This is a genomic window from Chitinophaga ginsengisegetis, assembly GCF_900168065.1.
Taxonomy (GTDB): Bacteria; Bacteroidota; Bacteroidia; order Chitinophagales; family Chitinophagaceae; genus Chitinophaga; species Chitinophaga ginsengisegetis.
The window spans coordinates 410,136-430,296 of record NZ_FUZZ01000004.1 but is presented as its reverse complement, the minus strand read 5'-3'; the positions used below and the strand labels follow the sequence as shown (position 1 = coordinate 430,296).

The 20,161-nt window shown below is 48.0% G+C and carries 14 protein-coding genes; 10 read left to right on the top strand and 4 right to left on the bottom strand.

Annotation, left to right across the window (positions count from 1 at the left end; genetic code table 11):
* Positions 1 to 198: 198 nt before the first annotated feature.
* The 8 genes from B5Z18_RS24435 (at position 199) to B5Z18_RS24400 (ending at position 13,116) form a co-directional block, all read left to right on the top strand.
* A complete protein-coding gene (locus B5Z18_RS24435; RefSeq protein ID WP_143313678.1) occupies positions 199 to 2,406 on the top strand; it encodes a TonB-dependent receptor domain-containing protein in 2,208 nt (735 codons plus the stop codon).
* 178 nt (positions 2,407 to 2,584) lie between these two features.
* Entirely contained in the window at positions 2,585 to 4,438 is a 1,854-nt protein-coding gene (locus tag B5Z18_RS24430; RefSeq protein WP_079472144.1) for a sigma-70 family RNA polymerase sigma factor, read from the top strand.
* Positions 4,439 to 4,567: 129 nt separating this feature from the next.
* Positions 4,568 to 5,536 (top strand): FecR family protein, encoded by a 969-nt coding sequence (locus B5Z18_RS24425; RefSeq protein WP_079472143.1) that lies wholly within the window; start codon positions 4,568 to 4,570, stop codon positions 5,534 to 5,536.
* Between the two features lie 175 nt (positions 5,537 to 5,711).
* A complete protein-coding gene (locus B5Z18_RS24420) occupies positions 5,712 to 8,870 on the top strand; it encodes a TonB-dependent receptor domain-containing protein (RefSeq protein ID WP_235016009.1) in 3,159 nt (1,052 codons plus the stop codon).
* A 96-nt stretch (positions 8,871 to 8,966) separates the two neighbouring features.
* Positions 8,967 to 10,424 (top strand): hypothetical protein, encoded by a 1,458-nt coding sequence (locus B5Z18_RS24415; RefSeq protein WP_079472142.1) that lies wholly within the window; start codon positions 8,967 to 8,969, stop codon positions 10,422 to 10,424.
* A 92-nt stretch (positions 10,425 to 10,516) separates the two neighbouring features.
* Positions 10,517 to 11,296, top strand: a complete 780-nt coding sequence (locus tag B5Z18_RS24410) for a hypothetical protein (protein WP_159454414.1) — start codon at positions 10,517 to 10,519, stop codon at positions 11,294 to 11,296.
* Positions 11,297 to 11,481: 185 nt separating this feature from the next.
* Positions 11,482 to 12,285 (top strand): 3-keto-disaccharide hydrolase, encoded by an 804-nt coding sequence (locus B5Z18_RS24405; RefSeq protein WP_079472489.1) that lies wholly within the window; start codon positions 11,482 to 11,484, stop codon positions 12,283 to 12,285.
* A gap of 147 nt (positions 12,286 to 12,432) precedes the next feature.
* Positions 12,433 to 13,116: a GNAT family N-acetyltransferase gene (locus tag B5Z18_RS24400; RefSeq protein WP_079472140.1), complete on the top strand. Its 684-nt coding sequence runs from the start codon at positions 12,433 to 12,435 to the stop codon at positions 13,114 to 13,116.
* A 10-nt stretch (positions 13,117 to 13,126) separates the two neighbouring features.
* On the opposite strand, the gene B5Z18_RS24395 is transcribed toward B5Z18_RS24400, so the two are convergent.
* The gene (locus B5Z18_RS24395) at positions 13,127 to 14,086 is read right to left on the bottom strand and encodes a ligand-gated ion channel (protein WP_079472139.1); all 960 of its coding nucleotides are present in this window, start codon (positions 14,084 to 14,086) and stop codon (positions 13,127 to 13,129) included.
* A gap of 145 nt (positions 14,087 to 14,231) precedes the next feature.
* On the opposite strand from B5Z18_RS24395, the gene B5Z18_RS24390 reads away from it, so the two are divergent.
* Positions 14,232 to 17,030, top strand: a complete 2,799-nt coding sequence (locus B5Z18_RS24390) for a family 78 glycoside hydrolase catalytic domain (protein WP_079472138.1) — start codon at positions 14,232 to 14,234, stop codon at positions 17,028 to 17,030.
* Positions 17,031 to 17,188: 158 nt separating this feature from the next.
* On the opposite strand, the gene B5Z18_RS24385 is transcribed toward B5Z18_RS24390, so the two are convergent.
* Complete coding sequence (locus B5Z18_RS24385) at positions 17,189 to 18,460, bottom strand: Na+/H+ antiporter (protein WP_079472137.1); 1,272 nt, start codon at positions 18,458 to 18,460, stop codon at positions 17,189 to 17,191.
* A 66-nt stretch (positions 18,461 to 18,526) separates the two neighbouring features.
* Positions 18,527 to 18,856: a hypothetical protein gene (locus B5Z18_RS24380; protein WP_079472136.1), complete on the bottom strand. Its 330-nt coding sequence runs from the start codon at positions 18,854 to 18,856 to the stop codon at positions 18,527 to 18,529.
* A 143-nt stretch (positions 18,857 to 18,999) separates the two neighbouring features.
* On the opposite strand from B5Z18_RS24380, the gene B5Z18_RS24375 reads away from it, so the two are divergent.
* Positions 19,000 to 19,659 (top strand): sigma-70 family RNA polymerase sigma factor, encoded by a 660-nt coding sequence (locus B5Z18_RS24375; RefSeq protein WP_079472135.1) that lies wholly within the window; start codon positions 19,000 to 19,002, stop codon positions 19,657 to 19,659.
* Positions 19,660 to 19,664: 5 nt separating this feature from the next.
* Here B5Z18_RS24375 and B5Z18_RS24370 read toward each other — a convergent pair whose 3' ends face one another.
* Positions 19,665 to 20,156 carry a MarR family winged helix-turn-helix transcriptional regulator gene (locus B5Z18_RS24370; RefSeq protein WP_159454413.1) on the bottom strand — a complete coding sequence of 164 codons (492 nt, stop codon included), beginning with the start codon at positions 20,154 to 20,156 and terminating at the stop codon, positions 19,665 to 19,667.
* Positions 20,157 to 20,161: the final 5 nt, after the last annotated feature.

The window sequence follows — 20,161 nt, the reverse complement described above, 5'->3', positions numbered from 1 at the left end:
TCCCGTACTATATCAACGGCAGCAAATAAATGACCACCCGCGCAACACAACTGCTGAACGGCTGCATTCCCCGCTTTTAAAGGGTTTTACCGGGAAACCGCCCGTTTTTTGCAGGTGGTCAATTTCCTGCTGCCCGTGGTCATCCGGGTTTTTCCATCGCCGGAGATACGCATTTATTTGCAGCAGAAGTTATCCTTTATGAACTACTTACTCCTTACCTTATTCCTCCTGCCATTTGTACCGGCCGCCGGCCAGTCTGCCGCACCGGATAGCCTGCCCGCCTTAAAACAGCTGAAAGAAGTGAGGGTGCAGGCAAGTAAACCACTGCTGCAGCAACAGGCGTATGGAACGGTTGTGAATGTACAAAGCAGCGTACTTACAAAAGGCAGCTCCGTGCTCGAAGTACTGGAACGCGCTCCGGGTGTAAACATCGACCGGAGAACCAACGGGATCGCCCTCAACGGCAAAAGCGGGGTGATGGTGATGCTGAACGGTAAACTGCTGCGCATGTCTGCCGACCAGCTCATGGTCTACCTGCAGGGCATGACGGCCGCCGACGTAGAAAAAATAGAACTGCTCAATACGCCGCCCGCAAAGTACGACGCCTCCGGCAACGCCGGCATGATCAATATTGTAATAAAGAAAAACCGGAACCAGGGAAATTTATCCCTTACCGGTGGTTATGGCTACGGGGAGAAAGCCGCTGCCAGTCTCAATTTTGGCCGCACCATCCGGAACACCGGCTTGTATGGAAGCTATTCTTTTTCGCACGACCGGGCCTATTACGACTGGTTTGCCCGCGCTACCGATGATATGAAATTGCTGGGAGGCCCCAGCTCCTCCGATTTTCTCAGCGTGATAAAGCCGGTAGGGAACACGCATAATATTATATTGGGAGCAGATGTGAACCTCACACCACGGCTTATCATCGGCGGCAGCATCAACGGCAACATCAGCCGGATGGCAGATCATACGGTGAATCACGGGGAATACCTCGTAAACAAAACTACTGCCTATAACATGGATGCAGATATCATGGTGAATAATAACTGGGATAACCTGGGCGCATCGGTGTATGCAGAAAAGAAAATACGCGAAGGGGAACAGCTGAATATCGACCTGGATTATCTCTACTATAAAAACAACCGGCCTTCTTCCGCTGTCAGCTCTTTTGTAGATAGCGCCGGCCATACGCCCGGTACCAACGACACGCTTTTCGCCGCGGTGCAACGAACCTTCTCTGTGTCGTCTATGCGCATCGGCGTATTTAAAATGGATTACAGCCGGCAACTATCTCCCAAAATAAAAATTGAAGCAGGTATAAAAGGAACCTATACAAAAAACAACAGCAATTCCAGGATAGAAAGTTTCCTTGATGGCGACTGGGTAAGCAGCACCGCGGCTACCAATAACATCATCATGAAAGAAGCGATAGGAGCTGCTTATGGTTCGCTGGAAACGCAGCTGCATCCGGCACTCCGGCTGGTAGCGGGTTTGAGATATGAATACTCGCAAACACAAATGGATGATCCGCAAAAGAAACAGCAAATCACCAAACGGACTCTCGGTAAATTCTTCCCGGGCATTTTCCTGACCTGGAAAAAACAGGAAGCAGAATGGCAGCTGTCTTATACGAAAAGGATCAGCCGGCCTGCGTATAACGACCTGGCTTCCTTTGTTGTTTACTCCGGACCTACCTCGGTAGAAACCGGCAATCCCATGCTGAAGCCAACCATCACCAATAATGTAAAGCTGGGATATAACTATCACGGCTACTCGTTTTCCCTGCTCTACAGCAAGGATGATGCGCCGGTGGCCCGCTACCAGCTTACACCCAATCCCGCCGGCGAAGTGATATGGGTGTCTCCGCAAAACCTGTTGTTCCAGCATAACCTGTCGCTCCAGGCGCTGGTGCCGTGGAAGGTGAACGACTGGTGGAACATGAGCTTCGGGTTTACCGGCGGCTGGCGGCAATTTAAACTGGATTTTACCGCCACACCGGTACAGAAAGATTATTTCGGCTTTAACACCAACTTCTCTACCGCCTTTACATTGCCTGCCCGTTTCAATCTTGAAATCTCCGGCTGGTATAACAGCACAACGTACGATGGTTCCAAAAAAGCAGATCCATTCGGTGCGCTGAATGCCGGACTTAAAAAAGAATTAAACAATAACGGGGGAAGTCTGCAGCTAACGGTAACGGATATACTACGCACGGTGCGTATCAGCAGTTATTTCGGTACGCTGGCAGAAGAAGCGTTTAACCTGAAAAGTAAAGTGACCTTCCAGGCAGAATCAGGTAAAGCGCAAATTATAAAGCTGACATGGGCGAAAACGTTCGGAAACCAGCAGCAGAGCAGGCAGCGGAGCGGAACTGATGAAGAAAGTAACCGGGTAAGGAAATAATTATTTCTTTCTTTGGAAGATATTAACGGCCGGTTTGTAGACAAGTTATCAATAGTATATAAATGATTAAATTTATATAAGTATAACCCCTTTACAGGCGATATCTTCAAAAATAAATCCCGGTTTTAACATTGGGTTAATAGTGGGGGCTTATTTTGGTTTCCATATTCTAAGATGCATGTCTGCAGAGATATTTTTTATCAGGTTGTATAATGTTAACTACCAGAAAGTCTATGACTTTTCTTATAAGCTTTGCGGTGACCGCCACCGTGCTAAAGACATTACCCAGCAGTGTTTCCTCCGCTTATGGGAAAAAATAGATACGATCAGCAGTGATACTGAAGACATATTTCCCCTGCTGTTTGTGATCGCCAAACGGGTAGTGATCGATGAAAGCAGGAAGGCCACCACGTCGGCCTTAGCCCATAAAGATATCTACCATACCAGCCCGGGAACCGTAGATGAAACGGAGAGCAGGATGCATTATAAACAGCTCAGGCACCGGCTTAGCAATGTGCTCCAGTCGTTGCCGGATAAACCCCGCAAGGTATACCAGTACCGCGACTCCGGGTACTCCCACAAAGAAATTGCTGATATGCTGAACATCTCTATTACCACGGTACGCACCCATTTAAGGACCGCCACACACCTCATCCGTAAAAATATAGGGAATACCACTGTTATCATTGCCGCCGCCTGCTCGCTGTGGGCATGCGGTAAGGATAAAGATCCGGCTACTCCCACAGGCCCCGTTACTACTGCGGAAATAAACCGCTGGATCCTGGACAGCATGACCTATTTCTATTACTGGAAAGATGGCCTGCCGGCAACTCCCGATCCGTCGATGGAAGCAGCCGCCTGGTTTGGTCAGCTGAAAAATGCGGCCGACCGCTTCTCCATTATGTACGATCCTTTAGTACCCGCAACCTATCCCGCTGGCTTACGCAGCATATACGGCATGGAAGCTACCGTGATCGGCTACGCCAAAGCGCCGGGCGGCGCACTGGGCGTTGTACAGCTGGTGCAACCCGGATCGCCTGCTGCCTCAAAAGAACTGAAACGCGGACAACTCTTTACACGCATCAACGGCATACTGCTCAATACCGGCAATGCCGCCTCCCTGCTTGCCAAACTGGTTACCGATAAAAAAGGCGACCTCACCATGGCCACGCAAAGTGCAGACGGCGCCATCACCGAAACCACGATCCTGAAAGTAACTGCCGGTGGCATCACGCAGGAACCTGCCGTGCAGCAGTCGGTAATCCTGGATAACACCACGCCCAAAACTGCCTACCTCTGCTTCAATTACTTCGACGATACACAAAGCGCCGCCTTACTGCAAACATTCAGCAACTATAAACAGCAGGGCGTAAAACAGCTGGTGCTGGACCTGCGCTACAGTCCGGGTGGAAGCACGGCTATGGCCGCCATACTCACCGCGCTGATCGGGAACAATATTAATGCAGAAAGTATCTTTGCCAAATACACCGGCAACAGCCGGTTGGGAAACCGCACCATGACCTTTGCGCAAACAATGGCGCTCCCGGAAAGCGGTACGCCGGTTGCCTTTGACCAGGTAAAGCCTTTCCAGCTGCAATTAAGTAAGATATATATACTAACAGGAACACACACTGCTTCCGCCGCAGAAATGATCGTTAACAACCTCAAACCCTATACGAATATCATACAGATAGGCAGCACCACCCTGGGTAAAGATGAAGGGATGATCACCATTGCAGACGGCCGTAATCCTAAACGTATCCCCTGGGTACTGATGCCCATTACCTATAAGTTACAGAACGCAGCAGGAGCGGGTGGTTACAGCACCGGTATTGTACCGGCCTACCAGGTAGATGAACTGGCCTCGTTACCCCTGCAGCCACTGGGCAGCACCGCCGATCCCCTCACCGCCAAGGCACTGGAACTGATAGGCGTTGCCGGCGGCCGTATTTCCAATAGCGGGTTAAAAGCCCCCCAAAATGCCGCTACATCGCCTGCTATGGCCTATCCCGTATTGATCAGCCGCCCCTGAACGGCTTCGTGAACCCATTCCAATGTTACCAAAATGTGAAGTCCGCTTTTTTACCTACTCACTTTTTAATGCCCATACGTACTGTATGTATAGTCCTGGTATTTAGTTACATCATTCAAAATAAAAAAGGTGATCACGAAGCAATTACTGGATCGTTATTTTAAACAACAATGTTCTGCAGAAGAACGGATAACTGTTGAAGCGTACCTGCAGGGAGCAGATCACACCCTGCTGGATGAGTTCTTACATGGTAAATGGGCAGAAGCAGCAGCAGGACCTACTATACAGGTAGTGCCACCCGCTATTGAATTGCCATCGCATACCAAAGTACGCCACATGGGCCTGAAATGGGCCGCCGTATTCACTGGTATGCTGGTCCTCTCCGCCGCCGCATACTTCCTGTTTTTAACAACCGGAAAGAAAGTACCGGTGAACCCTATCGCCCGCCAGCAGTGGAAGGAGTTGAATAATCACGGCAACGATATCAGATCCGTGGTAATGGGAGACGGTACCCGCATATGGCTTAATAAAAATGCCGTGCTCCGTTATCCCGATAATTATAATGAAGTATCAAGAGATGTGGAACTGATTGGAGAAGCCTATTTTGAAGTAGCACAAAACAGCAGTCTGCCTTTCCGCGTACACACGGCGCATGTAACCACTACCGCGTTGGGAACCGCTTTTAACATCAGCGCGTTTACCCGGCAGGACACGGCTATCTGCATCAGCTTACTGGAAGGAAAAGTAGCAGTGGCATCGGCCGACAGCAACGATACACAGGTACTCACACCGGGAATGGCTGTGAATTTTGAAGGAAATAATATGCAGGAAGCCATCACCGACAGCGCCGTTTTTAATGCTACCGGCTGGATGAAAGACAAAATCTATTTTAATAATGCTACGTTGAAAGAGGTATGCAGAAGATTATCCTGGCAGTATGGAGAAAAGGTGATTGCAACAGGAGATGCTGGTCAGCAGCGTATCTCAGGAATGTTTAATACATCAGACGATTTCAAAACAATTATATCAGCTATCACCTTCGTTCACAAACTACAGGTGAAATATACACCGGAAGGATGCACAATCACTAAAAACTAATTACATACCCGTTCATATTTTTTAACCTGTCAGCAGCCGGAACTGCTGTGCGGCTATACCATTGCCCACATGGGGCGTTTTTAAAAACAATATAAAAGCTATACGATCAATGATGCCATTTGTACGCAGATTATGCTTAATGATGTGTTTTGTTTCACTACTCAACAGTTCACTTTTGCACGCCCAGCAATACCAAGGATTATCGGAAACGGTAAAACTGCCTGCCGGAAAACAACCGGTGAAGGAAATCCTGAAATCATTGCAGCAGCAGGGAAACTACAGGTACCTGTATGATCCCGCCCAGGTGGAATCTTTAAGCATCAATATTCCCAAAGGCACGCTTTCCTTATCCGGATTATTACAACTACTGGATCAGCAACTTCCGCTCGACGTAGAGGTGAAAGACAATATCATCGCTATCCGCAATGAAGACCGTAAAGCTACGGTAGCCAGTAAGGTACTCACAGGCACTTTGCAGGGAAAGATCTTTAATGACCAGAATGAATCCATACCCGGCGTAACCATTTTTGCGGGAGATAACAATCACGTTACTACTTCCCGTGTGGACGGTACTTATAGCCTTCAGCTGCCGGAAGGTACGTACAACGTACGTTTCAGCCACCTGGCCTTCTCCCAGTCCAGCTTTAATAATGTGGTGGTAAAAGCGGGTAAGGTAACATTGAAAGATGTAATGCTGGCTACCTCATCATCCAACCTCAAAGGAGTAACAGTAAGCGCCGCGGCAAAGCGGGAAACAATTTCCGCCCTCTATAATAAACAGAAAAATGCCGCCGGCTTATCCGATGGCATCAGTGCAGAACAGATTGCCCGCACACCCGATAAAAATGTGGGAGAGGTGCTGAAACGCATCAGCGGCGTAACTACAGTAGACAACAAATACGTGGTGGTGCGTGGTATGAGCGAACGTTACAACGCTGCTATGCTCAACGGCCAGATCATGCCCAGCACAGAACTGAACAGGAAAAACTTCAGTTACGATATTATCCCATCTAACATTATCGATAACATCACCGTATATAAAACCATTACACCGGATATGAGCGCGGAGTTTGGCGGCGGATTGGTGAACGTGGAAACAAAAGCCATTCCTACTGAAAACTTTTTCACCATTTCCATTGGCGGCAGTATCAATGATAATACTACCGGCAAAGCATTCAACAGCCTGGAAATAGGCGGCAGCGAGTATCTTGGCAAACCTTCTTCTCACCGTGATCTCTTTGGAAAACTGAACTGGAAAAACCTGGATGATATCCTGGCTAATACCAATCCGGGCAGTACAGGTACAGGGCATGTATTAAAAGATCCGGCTTCTATTTCCAATAACTGGAAAGTATACCAGAAGAATGCACACCCTTCGCAAAACTACCAGTTGTCATGGGGGCATGTGCTCAATCTGGGTAAAGGCCGGCAGCTGGGTTTGATAGCCAGTGCCAGCTATCGCAATACCTTACAAACACAGGATATAAGGATGGGAGAGAAGGACGGTTACATATATGCTCCCAGCCTGGTAACTAAGAAAGATTCTGTTCTTTTTAAAGGCAAGCAATATGGGTTTTCTACAAACACCGGCTTTCTGGCAGGAATAGGCTATAGCGCCGGTAAACATAAAATAAGCCTGCAAAGCCTTTATTTAAATACGCTGGACCAGCAACTCCTTATGGGAAAGGGGGTAGATGGTAGTGGTATTGGAGTACCTGCGCCAACGATTGGCTTTTATGATAATGTGCAATGGACAAAATTGTGGCAAACACAATTGAAAGGAGAACATGCAGTTGGTGGTAAAGGGATTAAAGTGCAATGGTCCGGTACGTATGTGCATCTCGACAGGCAACGGCCGGATAACCATTACCTGCGTTCACCAGCTCCGGACGACAGCCTTACAACTTCTCCTATTATGATGGTAGGTCCTCCGCAATCCCGCGGTATTGATGGCGCCATGCGCTGGTGGACACGTGCTTATGAATCGGATCTGAACTGGGATGTGAATACCGTAGTGCCCTTCCGTTTTAATATCGGGAATGCGGCAGTCACTAATACTTTTAAAGCAGGATATGCCGGCTGGTATAAAGACCGCTCCTTTTACGTAGCCCGCGCCGGTACTGGTGGATATGATTCAAAGATTCCACAGCCGATGGATTATTTCTTTAATCCTGCTCACGAAGGTTACACGTTTGCCTTTGACGACTTCTCCGATAATTTCCAACGCAATGCCACCCTGCATGCTGCTTATGGTATGTTTGATCATAAACTGGCAGGTAAGCTCCGGCTGGTATGGGGTGTGCGGGCAGAATATTACGACATCAACCGCATTAATGAGGTGCTGGAAAAAAGTATCGGTGAAATTACAGACCATGAAGCGTATGATCTCAGCTCCCTTTATAACAGGGAAAAGAACTGGAACCTGTTTCCTTCTGCCAGTCTGACGTATAGCCTTACACCTAAAATGAACTTCCGCGCAACATACGCCCAGAGCATTATCCGGCCGGATCTGCGCGAACTATCCTTCTTCAGCGAATATGATTTTGAACTGGGAGGAGAATATAACAGTACAAGACCTATCGTATCCAGCAAATTAAAGCACCTGGATTTCCGGTATGAATATTATCCCGGTCCCGGTGAGATTTTATCCCTGTCACTTTTCTACAAGAAAATAGACAACCCGATGGAGATTTACCAGGCTAATGCTGTTAATGAATTCACCCTGCTTAATAATCACCAGGCGGAGAACCGGGGAGTGGAGATGGAAATCAGGAAATCGTTGTCCTTTATTGATGTACCGGTGATCCGTAATCTCACCTTGTACGGCAATGGAACGAGGCTGTTTTCACGGGTACGGAAAGCCATTAATCCTACCTATGTGGAAGAACCGGCGGGATCGAAAAAGATGGTGCTGAAACAGGATATCGGGGATTGGGAAGACAGGCCACAACAGGGCGCCAGCAACTACATGATCAATGGTGGCGTGTATTACGATGTGAAATTCGTATCTGTTAGCCTCCTGTATAATTATGTGAGTAACCGCCTGTTTATGCCTAATGAGAATTCCTATATGTCGCTGTATGAACGCCCGGTAGAAGCGCTCGATGGACAAATTGCCTTTCACCTGCTGAAAGATAAAATGTTATTCCGCGCCAATGTAGGTAATCTGCTCAACAGCTATTCTATCATATATAAAAATGCAGGAGACGGAGATATAGGAGACGGGAAAAAACACCCCGTGAAGGATATGTTGTATCAGGAAGACAAAGACATCTTATTTTATCAGGCAAAACCAGGCAGGACTTACAGTTTCACGTTAGGATATAGTTTTTAACAACAGGCAGGAATTATAATTCAACCAGCATGTATTCATACCGGTATATACAGTTTCAATCATTGTTATTATTTTCTAATTTAAATCCTTTTTTTGATGACCAGGTTTAACCTCTACGCCGCAGCTGCAACTATCCTGGCTGCCAGCGTGTTCACAGCATCTTGCAAAAAAGACGCACAACAGGCTAACCGTCCTGTGAGCGCTACCCAGATTGTGCCCGCAAATGGTGCCACGCTCAGTGGTATCTTAGGTACCGGAAAAACTATCCGTGATACCATTCACCTCACAGGTGGTACTTACCTGCTGAGCGGACTGGTATACATCGATACCCTCGATGTAATCCAGATCGATGCCGGTTCTGTTATTAAAGGAATTCCAGGTACTCCTGGTGTTAACCCAGGCGGTGGTCTGGTAGTTTCCCGCGGTGGAAAAATTGAAGCCGTTGGTACTGCTACTTCTCCGATTGTGTTTACTACCAACAGCGCATCTCCTGCTGCCGGTCAAACAGCTGGTATTATCATCCTCGGAAGAGCTACTACCAACAACGGCGATACTTCCAAAGTGGAAGGTATTGGTGGTATTCCTCCATTGACTCCTTACTACGGTGGTTCTGTTGATACAGACAATTCAGGTAAACTGAAATATGTTCGTATCGAGTACGCAGGTTTTGAACTGGCAACAGACAACGAAATCAACGGTCTTACCCTGGCCGGCGTTGGTAGCGGAACTGAAATCGACTTCGTAGAAGTGTACAAAGCTGCTGATGATGGTATCGAATTCTTTGGCGGTACTGTAGATGCAAAACACCTGGTAGTTGTTAACCCGCTGGACGATGGTCTGGATTTTGACAACGGTTACCGTGGTCGCATTCAGTATGCACTGGTAGTAGAAGATTCTACCCGCGCAGACAAGAGTGCCTCTAATGGTATTGAATCAGACAACAACAAATTTGGTCAGCCACTTTTGCCGGTTACTAAACCGCTGATCGCCAACCTGACTATCATTGGCCTGCCTAACCAGGCCCTGGCTACTAAAACCACTTTCGCGCCTTCTGGTACCGGTAAATACGGTGTAGCAGCGCAGTGGAGAAGAAGCAGCCGCTTTGAAGTGTACAACTCTGTATTCCTCGGCTTTAACAATGGTATTCTGCTGGACAACACCGTTCCAGCCGGTGGTACTGCAGCAGACCAGACTACTCAGCAGAGATATAGCGATGGTACTTCAATCATTAAAAACAACATGGTACATGCTTTCAACCTGGCATTTACCAGCAGCCCTGCATATGCCGGTACTAAACCGTACCCTGATGGCGTTGACAACAACACTTCATATGTAGCTCCTGATCCGAACGCTTCCCTCAAACTGGTGAATCCGTTCAACAGAGGTATTGCTGGCTTCTACATGCCTAGAACAGGAACTCCTGCTATTGCTTCACCTGCTCTGACTGGTGGTTTAACTACAGGTTTACCTGCAGGTTTAACCGGTACTACTTACAGAGGCGCATTTGATGGCACCAACAACTGGGCCAGCGGATGGACTGTCTTTGCTTACTAATTATTCTTTATGGCGTGGCTGGTCTGTTTTGCAGATCAGCCACTTTTTAATCAATGTTTTATAAAATGAGGTATTCTACTGTAATATTTTTGTTGAGCATATTATTCGGTATACAGTTGCTGTCATGTAAAAAGGGAACAGTACTGGAAGGGGAGAAATTTGTGGAAGTATATATTCCTTTTGTGTTTAATACCGGTGATACATTGGATTTATTGGTAGATGGGAAACTCGCACAAACCCAAACAACGAGCAGAAGCTTCTTTAACGTGGTGCTGAAACAAAAAGACCAGTTAAATATCAGTATACGGAAAACCGGTAGTACTGAGGTACTAAAAGATACTACGGTGACGGTTAGTTCTGAAAAGATATCACTCGGCTATGCATATGAACCTTCATTGGGATTTAACCGGTTTGTAAAGCCAGGTGATTTTGAACGGCCCTCCAGTGATAGTATCGCTTTCATCCTTATAAATAAATATACCGGCTTTGGCTCAGGGAAAATAAATGTTACTATCTATCGCAATAACAGTAAAGACTATACGGCAAATCCTGCCGATTCTGTTACTACCATAAAAAATATTGCCCTGGGCACAATGTCGGAGAAAATTGTATTACCTGCCAACAGTGGAGATGGCACCAAAAATTTGTATGTTATCATAGTAAGGGATGCCGTGAGCGGTGTGGATGGCTACCAGGAATATTATACAGATTACGGAATGCCGGCGAATTCTGCCTCTGTTTTCATTAATGAAGATAATGCAGCCAGCGCCGTAAGCGGCGTTATTAACGGCATTTCGATTGTCCCTTATATTTATGACACCGGCTCAAAAATATATGCGCTACCCGATGTAACAGTAACATTCCAGTTGTAATACCTCATAGCCTGGCCCTCCGCCAGGCTTTTTTTTCTCCTCCCGGCAAATAAATCCCTCCCAATCATACAGTTTATTTACTTTTCTGTCCGTTTTATTTTATTTTAACGGCAATCCGGTGGTGTTATACAACCAGCAGGCAGCCGGAAAAAAGAGAAATGAAAATAAAACCTCTGATTATTTATATGAACAAAACCCTTACGTTACGTAAACTGCTGATGATGGCACTGCTGGCAGGCAGTATTTCCTGCAATGAAGCAAAAAAACAGGATAAGAAACCCGAATGGGTGTCCCTGTTTAATGGAAAAGATATCAACGACTGGATCGTGAAAATCCATCACCACGAAACAGGAGAGAACTTCGGGAATACTTTCCGGGTGGAAGACAGTATCATCAAAATACGCTACGACCAGTACGGCGATTTTAACGATCAGTTCGGGCATCTCTATTACAAGCAACCCTTCTCGCATTATCATCTCAAATTTGAATACCGGTTTGTGGGAAAATGGTATCCCTCCGCACCGGAATATACCCTGCTGAACAGCGGCGTGATGTTTCACTCCCAGGACCCGCGTACCATGCCGAAAGAACAGGATTGGCCCATCTCCGTGGAAATGCAGCTGCTGGCTGGTTTGGGAGATGGAAAGCCACGACCCACGGGTAACATGTGTTCCCCAGGCACCAATGTGGTATACAAAGGAAAACTGGACGAAACGCATTGTATCGAATCTACCTCCAAAACATATGATGGCGAACAGTGGGTGAGGGGAGAACTGATTGTACTGGGAGATTCCCTGATCACACATATCATCAACGGCGATACCGTATTACAGTATTCCAAACCGCAGATTGGCGGCGGCGTGGTAAAGAACTACGACTCTACCATTAAAGTTGATGGCAAGTTGCTTTCCAAAGGCTTTATTGCCCTGCAAAGCGAAGGACAACCCGTTGATTTCAGAAGAATAGAAATATTAAACCTGGAACACTAACAGGTATAAAAAGAAAGGCGGTTTCCTCCAAAGGGAACCGCCTTTTTATAGGGGCTACTTCCTGAAAAATATATCCGTTCACGTTAGCACCCATCAAAAAATATCCCCCTCCGGTAATTTCTTCTGATAAATACATAATTTAGCCCCATGAAGGAAACCGTTTTAGACAACCCCGCCTGGGGTGCGTTAACCAGTGAGCATGCACACTTTGCACAAGGAACAGACCAGGCTAAAAGATACCGCCGGGAAATTGCGCCCTTTATTGCCGCCAGGCAAACGAACAACGACAGCATTGCAGCTTTGGATACGCTGATCGATGCCGGGGAAACATTCTATATCATCGGCGAATTGCCTGTATTACCAGGTAGCTGGACCGTAGAAAATGAACTGCCCTGCGCCCAGATGGTGCGGAGAACTATGCCCCCACCTTTATCAGAAGAAGATGCGGCAATGGTTTCCCTGCTGGGACCGGAAGACGCCGGCGATATGTATGAACTGATCAATAGCATCCAGCCCGGCTTTTTCAATCACGGTACCCGCCTGATGGGCAATTATTACGGCATCCGGCACAACGGTCAACTCATCGCTATGGCCGGCGAGCGGATGCAGCTAACGGGGTTTACAGAATTAAGCGCTATTTGCACGCACCCGGAGCATACGGGTCGCGGATACGCGCAAAAGCTGATTACACAGTTATGTTATCAGCACGCCGGTGCGGGCATTACCTCTTTTTTACATGTAACCCGGACCAATGAACGTGCAGTGCGTTTGTATGAGCACATGGGCTTTGAGCAGAGAAAGAATATCAGTTTTTACCGCGTGAAGAAGTAAGGAGATGGGACTACTTCCCATACACCGCCTGCGTAATAAAATAAATATTCAGCAGCACATACACCAGCAGCACCACTATCGATAACCCGATATCCAGCCGGCGGCTCTGCCTGAATTTATCCGCTTTAATGAGCTGCAACGACCATGCAGACGAAGTGATCACCACAAAAATAAAGAACAGGGTGATGCCATGCAGTGTATCCACCAGTGTAAAAGTGGTGGAGTCGGGGAGGGAAGAATCAATAATGTATTTGTTACCAATGGCCGCAAACAGCGACCCAACGCCCAGTCCAAACCGGGAATCAATATTGTCGGGGTGTATATAAAAACAGATATACGCAATCAGGAAAGAAACGTACATACCGAGAAACATCTTCCAGAACAACTGGGTGGCATCTCTGCTGATCCCTATTCTCACGGTAAAATTACTGTATTCTGTATGCGGACTGGGAATGTTGTTGTCGCCAAAGGCAGTTTCATAGGCTTTTATACCGGTGTTTATCCGGAAGCTGTCGATAGTCCATCCTCTCAGCGTAAAGCGGGGATCGAAATGTTTACCCAGCGAATCCACCGAAAATACCAGTGATTTGGAATCGAACTGGGAGTTCTCAATAGAAAACCGCAACCGCTGCCGGTCGAAGGGAAAGTTGTTGATCCTCCAGGAATCTTTCATCACGCATTGCAGTTTCATCAGCAAATAAATCCGGCCATTGGAGGAGTCGATGGTGGAGTAGGATTTTGTAAAAGTTTTGGCCTGCGGGATTTCCAGGTTCTGTACAAAATCGAATTGTTTATTTTTATAGGTGAGCCACAACCAGAGGTTCACGGTAAACTCACTTTGTTTGAAGTCGATATCATGGATGCTGGTAATGTATATGCCGGTTTTAACCGTATCTGGCGGCTCCTGGCGGGCAATAGCGGGAAGGATCCATAAAATAAGGCAGTAGAACAGCAGCAGTGATTTTTTCATTCACGCATCCTTTAGGAGTAAGTAGAAAGAAGTCTTGTATAAAGATACAATTCTCCCGGCAGTTATCAGCTGCAGGATAGTACAGGTTGCCCGGACAAATTTTTAACTTTAAGTTCACCCGCGTAAAAAGCGTCGTTTATCCGTTATGAAAAACAGGTTTCCCCTTTTGCTGTTGCTGGTATTATGCACCACCGCTATCGGTGCCAGGGGGCAGTCGTCCGTACTGCCCGTGAATCTCCGCTGTGAGTACCTGGTCAATCCTCTTGGCATCGATGAGCTGCAACCCCGCCTGGGCTGGACATTGCAGGCCACCGATTCCAATGCCTATGGGCAAAAACAAACGGCATACCGTATCCTGGTGGCATCCACAGCAAAGGAGCTGGAAAGTAATAAAGGCACGGTATGGTCCACGGGGTGGGTAACTACAGATGATATGCAGCATATCGACTACAAGGGCAGGCCCCTGCGGGAGGATCAGCGGTACTACTGGAAAGTAAGCGTAAAGGATGAGAAGGGGCGTATATCGGACTGGAGTTCCACCGCTACCTGGACTACCGGTTTGCTGCAGCCCGGCAGCTGGAAAGCCACGTGGATAGGCTCAGACGAAATTTTTGATCCACGCCAGCGTGATTGCAATATTGCTGATCCCTGGCTGCGGAAAACATTTGACCTCACAGAACAACCACAGAAAGCCAATATCTTTATTGCCTCTGTAGGATTTCATGAGTTGTATGTGAATGGGAAAAAGATAGGCGACGGCGTGATGGCCCCGGCAGTTACCAATCATGTGAAAAGGGCACGCTATGTGACCTATGATATTGCGTCGGCACTGCGTCCCGGTAAAAATGTAATCACCCTCTGGCTCGGTACCTCCTGGTCTATCTTCGGGCCCTATATTGCGCCAGGCAAGCCGCAAACGCCTATCGTGATAGCACAGGCAGCCATTTATAATAAAGATGCGGCAACACCTGCTGTGCTCCTTAAAACAGACCGCACCTGGCTCACACATCCCAGTCCCAATAAACTCCTCGGCGTATGGGACTCCAACCGCATGGGCGGCGAGTTGTGGGATGCCAGTAAAGAGATAGACAACTGGAATACCATCCAGGCAGATGAAAGCACCTGGCGCGCAGCAACAGAATACCATCCCCGTTTGCTGCTGTCGGCACAAATGACGGAGCCCAATAAAGTGATGAACGAAATAACACCCGTGGCGGTTGTAGCCCGCCCGGATGGAAGTTTTCGTGTAGACATGGGCGTGAACTTCGCCGGCTGGACCGCCATCCGCGTAAAAGGACAACCCGGCGACCGGATCGATTTTCAGTTCTCCGAAAGAGAACAGATGGATATGACCTTTGGACTGCACAGCGCCTTTATCATCGGCAAAGAAGGACACGGTGAATTCCGCAATCATTTTAACTACAGCTCCGGCCGGTGGATTACGATCCGCGGGCTGAAATACAAACCCTCCCCGGACGATATCCGCGGCTGGCTGGTACGCACAGCCTATGAACCCGCTACTACCTTCGCCTGCTCCGATTCGTTACAGAACTGGATCTACAACAGGGTACGCTGGACTTACGAAAACCTGTCACTCGGCGGGTATGTAGTGGATTGCCCGCAGCGCGAACGCCTCGGCTACGGCGGCGATGCGCACGCTACCTGCGAAACGGGCATGTTCAACTACCACCTCGGCGCCTTTTATACCAAATGGATGGAAGACTGGCGCGACGTGCAGGGAACCGAATCCATTGTAGGCAACATGTATGATACCGCCTGGGCACATAAAGGATTGATGAGTGGCCGGTATTTGCATAAAGGCATCCTGCCACACACGGCGCCCACCTTTATGGGCGGCGGAGGCCCTTCCTGGGGCGGCATCTGCGTATCGCTGCCCTGGTTCCTGTACCAGCAGGAGGGCGATAGAAGGGTGCTGGAAAAGAATTTTGAGATGATAAAAAACTGGCTGGCTTTTTTGGATACACAAACGAAAGATCACCTGCTCATGAGGTTTGGCGGCCCCTGGGACTTCCTGGGCGACTGGCTCTGGCCGGGCGCTACCGCCGAAGGCATGAATAACGATAAACCACAAACGGTTTGCCTCAATAACTGTTACCGCGTATTTAACCTCCGCACCGCCGCAAAAATTGCACGGGTATTGGGTAAAAATACCGCCGCCGTGCAATGGGAACAACAGGCTGCGGAGGCCAGTAACGCTATCAACGCAAAGTTTTACAATGCCGCTGATCACAGTTATTCCGACAGCTCTATGGCCAATCTGGCCGCAGCCTTGCTGGCAGAAGTGCCACCACCGGCACAGCGGGCTGCTGTAATGAAAAGACTTGAAACAGAGATCCTCATCAACCGCAAAGGCCATATTCATGTAGGCATTACCGGTGGCGCGCTCCTGTTCAAACTCCTGCGTGATGAAGGCCGCGATGATCTTATTTACAGCATGACCTCGCAAACCACTTATCCCGGCTGGGGTTACATGAAAGCCAACGGGGCCACCACTATCTGGGAAATGTGGGAGAAAGATTTGCCCGGTCATTCACTCCTGCACAGTTCCTATCTTTACCCGGGCGCATGGTATATTAACGGGGTAGCCGGCATACGCCGCGATCCGCAGTCGGGGAAAGGTTTCCGCCATTTTGTGATCCGCCCGCCGTTGTTAACGGCTTCCCAACTGAGCTGGGCGCATGCCTCCTTTGCCTCTTCCGCAGGCGAAATCAAAACGGCGTGGCAACGTACTGCCGGCGGCATTACCCTGCAGGTAACCGTTCCGCCCAATTGCACGGCCACCGTGGAACTCCCGGAGGCGGAAGGCGCACAGGTAAAAGAAAGCAGCGGGCATATGAAAAAGAAAGGAACCAGGAATGGCTATACGCTGTTTGAACTGCCTGCAGGCAATTATACCCTGCGCAGTATGTCATCTCCCGGATAAAAAAAATGGAAGCATTAGCGGGCGCAGCAGTATTGGTAGTGCATGGATAGTGCATCAATAGTGCATGAGGAGTGCATGAGGAGTGCATGCGAACAGTATGGATAGTCCATGAGATACCCATATCCGAAGCATGCCCGACGCATCCGCGAAGTCATCAATCAGTGCTGCGGCTTCTTATTATCTGCCGGGGAGAGTTTTACAGCTTTTACAATCCAGGGTAAAGAAATGCCCTGCCCGATAAGGGTAAACAGCACCACCACCACGGAAATAAATATGATCGCATTCCGCTCCGGGAACGGCGCATCGTCTTTCAGCGTCAATGGCAGGCCGATGGCAATAGCCAGCGACACAATGCCCCGCATACCGGACCAGCTGATGATCAGGCTGTTCTTGAAATCCAGCAGGGCGTTTTCAGTGATCCGGCCCTTACCCTTTTTGAAAGCCTGGTCTAAATTGATCTGTTGGAGAAATACCCTGCCCATACGTAACAACAGGGCGGCTACTGTAATAATAAACCCATAGCCGATATAGGGCAGGATCTGGTGGCTGGGAATACTTTTAATGATATAGGGAAATTGCAGCCCGATGATAATAAAGATAAGCCCGTTCAGCAGGAAGATGATAATATCCCATATAGACCTGGACTGCTGCTTTAATTTCTCCGGGAAAACCTTCCCGCTGATCCTTGCAATCACCAGCCCCAGCACCACTACGGCAATCACGCCGGATACATGCAGCTCTTCTGCCAGCAGGTAGGTAACAAAAGGCATAAGCAGCATAAAGCTGATGGTAACCAGGTCGTTTTTATGCACCCTTTTCAGGATCACGGCCAGTATCCTGCCCACTACTATGCCCGCCAGTACGCCGCCCGCCATCAGTATAAAAAATTCCAGCGTAGCCTTCCAGAATACAAAGGCGGTACCTGTGGCCGCCGCAATGGCAAAGCGATAGGTTACCAGTGCGGAAGCATCGTTGATCAGGCTTTCTCCTTCAAGGATGGTGATGGTTTTATGTGAAAGTCCCAGTCCTTTGGTAATGCTCATGGCCGCCACGGCATCTGTGGCCGACAGGATAGCGCCCAGCACAAAAGCCAGCGGCCAGCTCATACCGGGAATAAGATAATGCGCAATCACTGCTACAGCCCCCGCTGTTAAAAATACCAGGCCAATGGCCAGCGTGCCAATGGTGTTGAAGTGGGTTTTAAATTCCTGTGGGGAGATGTTAAACGCAGCGTCATACAGCAATGGCGGGAGAAATATCAGGAACACAATATCAGGGTTCAGCGTAATATTTGGCAGGGCAGGAATAAATCCAATGCCTATTCCCGCAGAAATCAGCAGCACCGGGTAAGGTAACTTTATCTTGTCTGCCACCGCAGACAGCACAATCATAATGGCCAGTATAAAAATGACGATGCTGTAATTCTCCATAACATTTGTTTGGTTGCAAATGTATAGTTTTAATGAGATTAGCAACATACGTCACAGATGCCGGTATCAGGATGCTTTACTGATTTGTTGTTCCCGCCATTTGATAAACATAATGTGATAGGCAAATTCGAGGTAAAGATGATCATCCAGCATTTCCAGGAGCAGCATTTTCCGTTTGGCGTTCTCTCCATTGGTTTGTTTGATATGATCGTATTGCGCCAGTTGCTCCTGTAGCGCGGCTTCCATTGATTTTAACAATGCCGGAAACGCCGTAATAGAGGTGCCGGTGATCAGTTTTCCTTTCGCCGTTTTCTTCAGCTCCTGGATTTTCTCATGAGTTAGCTCCGGCATTTTTATGCCGGGAAGATGAAAAATGTTATCTGGTTTCATAGCCATGCGCTACACGATTGGGTTATATTGAAAATAGGGGCCGTTAACAGGCCCTATAGTAATTAGAGTATAAAAAATTCAAATGGTTACAAAATCCCATAAAAGTTTTTTGTAACTTCTCCACCGATTAATCATCTAATAAAAGAAGAATGACCACACTGCCGCAAACCGACATTGAAATTGACAACGAGTTAATCTCTAAAGTACTGGCCGGGGAAGAGCGGCTGTATGAGCAGCTGATGCGACGTCACAATGCCCGCCTGTTCCGCATAGGAATGACGATGCTGGACAACGATATGGATGTGGAGGATATGATGCAGAACACCTATATCAATGCCTATCATAACCTCGATAAGTTTAGGAAGGAATCGGCTTTCGGCACCTGGCTTACACGGATCATGATTAATGAATGCAGTCAGTTGCTCAAAAAGAAAAGCCGGTCAGGCAGTGAGGATATATCTGTTTTAGATGATCATCACCCGGCAAATGCTGCCGGTATAAAAGAGTCGCCCGTGGCAAAAGTTATCGATAAGGAGTTGGGAAGGGTAATGGAACTGGCCCTGCTGCAGATTCCCGAAAAGTACCGCCTGGTATTTGTAATGCGGGAAGTGGAAGGTTTAAACGTGGCAGCTACCGCTGCTGCCTTGAATATTTCCACGGTAAATGTAAAGGTCCGGTATATCAGGGCGCGGCTCATGCTGCGCGGCAAGATCTCCGATTACTATAAAAACGACCTCGTATTTCCATTCCATCTTATCCGCTGCGACAGAGTGGTTAACCATGTATTGGATAAACTGGGTATCAGATAACCGGTTCACCTGGCAGATTGCTCTACCAGGCTCACCTTAATACGCTTATACATACTTCTTTCATCGAGCGATTTCTCCAGCTCCGATAAAAGCTGCAAAAGGTCTGCGCTGCCTTCGGCCAGCCATTTCCGGTTTTCTTCTTTGATCACCTGTAAAACAGGACCGATCTTTTTATGCATTTGCTTACCTGCAAGCGTCAGGGAAATAAGCCGTCTCCGCGCATCTTTGGCATCGGGCGCTGTTTTAATAAGACCATGCGCCTGCATCTGCTCCGCAAACTGTACTACCGCAGCATGACTCAGCTGCAACGAAGAAGAGATCTCCGTAATAGCCATCACTTTTTCACGGCTCAGCAATTCCAGGATCAGGTACCATTTTGCTTCAAAGTCCAGATCCGATTCTTTGTATATCTGGCTCACGTCCTGCGACAAGCGTTCTGCCAGCCGTTTTAAACGGGTGGCCAGGGCCAGTTCTTCCAGTTCGGTAACTAAGTTCATGCAAT

Coding starts and splice junctions, on each gene's coding strand:
- B5Z18_RS24375 (WP_079472135.1), top strand. CDS start 19,000: ATGACCACACTGCCGCAAACCGACATTGAAATTGACAACGAGTTAATC.
- B5Z18_RS24380 (WP_079472136.1), bottom strand. CDS start 18,856: ATGGCTATGAAACCAGATAACATTTTTCATCTTCCCGGCATAAAAATG.
- B5Z18_RS24435 (WP_143313678.1), top strand. CDS start 199: ATGAACTACTTACTCCTTACCTTATTCCTCCTGCCATTTGTACCGGCC.
- B5Z18_RS24395 (WP_079472139.1), bottom strand. CDS start 14,086: ATGAAAAAATCACTGCTGCTGTTCTACTGCCTTATTTTATGGATCCTT.
- B5Z18_RS24385 (WP_079472137.1), bottom strand. CDS start 18,460: ATGGAGAATTACAGCATCGTCATTTTTATACTGGCCATTATGATTGTG.
- B5Z18_RS24370 (WP_159454413.1), bottom strand. CDS start 20,156: ATGAACTTAGTTACCGAACTGGAAGAACTGGCCCTGGCCACCCGTTTA.
- B5Z18_RS24430 (WP_079472144.1), top strand. CDS start 2,585: ATGTCTGCAGAGATATTTTTTATCAGGTTGTATAATGTTAACTACCAG.
- B5Z18_RS24400 (WP_079472140.1), top strand. CDS start 12,433: ATGAAGGAAACCGTTTTAGACAACCCCGCCTGGGGTGCGTTAACCAGT.
- B5Z18_RS24390 (WP_079472138.1), top strand. CDS start 14,232: ATGAAAAACAGGTTTCCCCTTTTGCTGTTGCTGGTATTATGCACCACC.
- B5Z18_RS24405 (WP_079472489.1), top strand. CDS start 11,482: ATGAACAAAACCCTTACGTTACGTAAACTGCTGATGATGGCACTGCTG.
- B5Z18_RS24415 (WP_079472142.1), top strand. CDS start 8,967: ATGACCAGGTTTAACCTCTACGCCGCAGCTGCAACTATCCTGGCTGCC.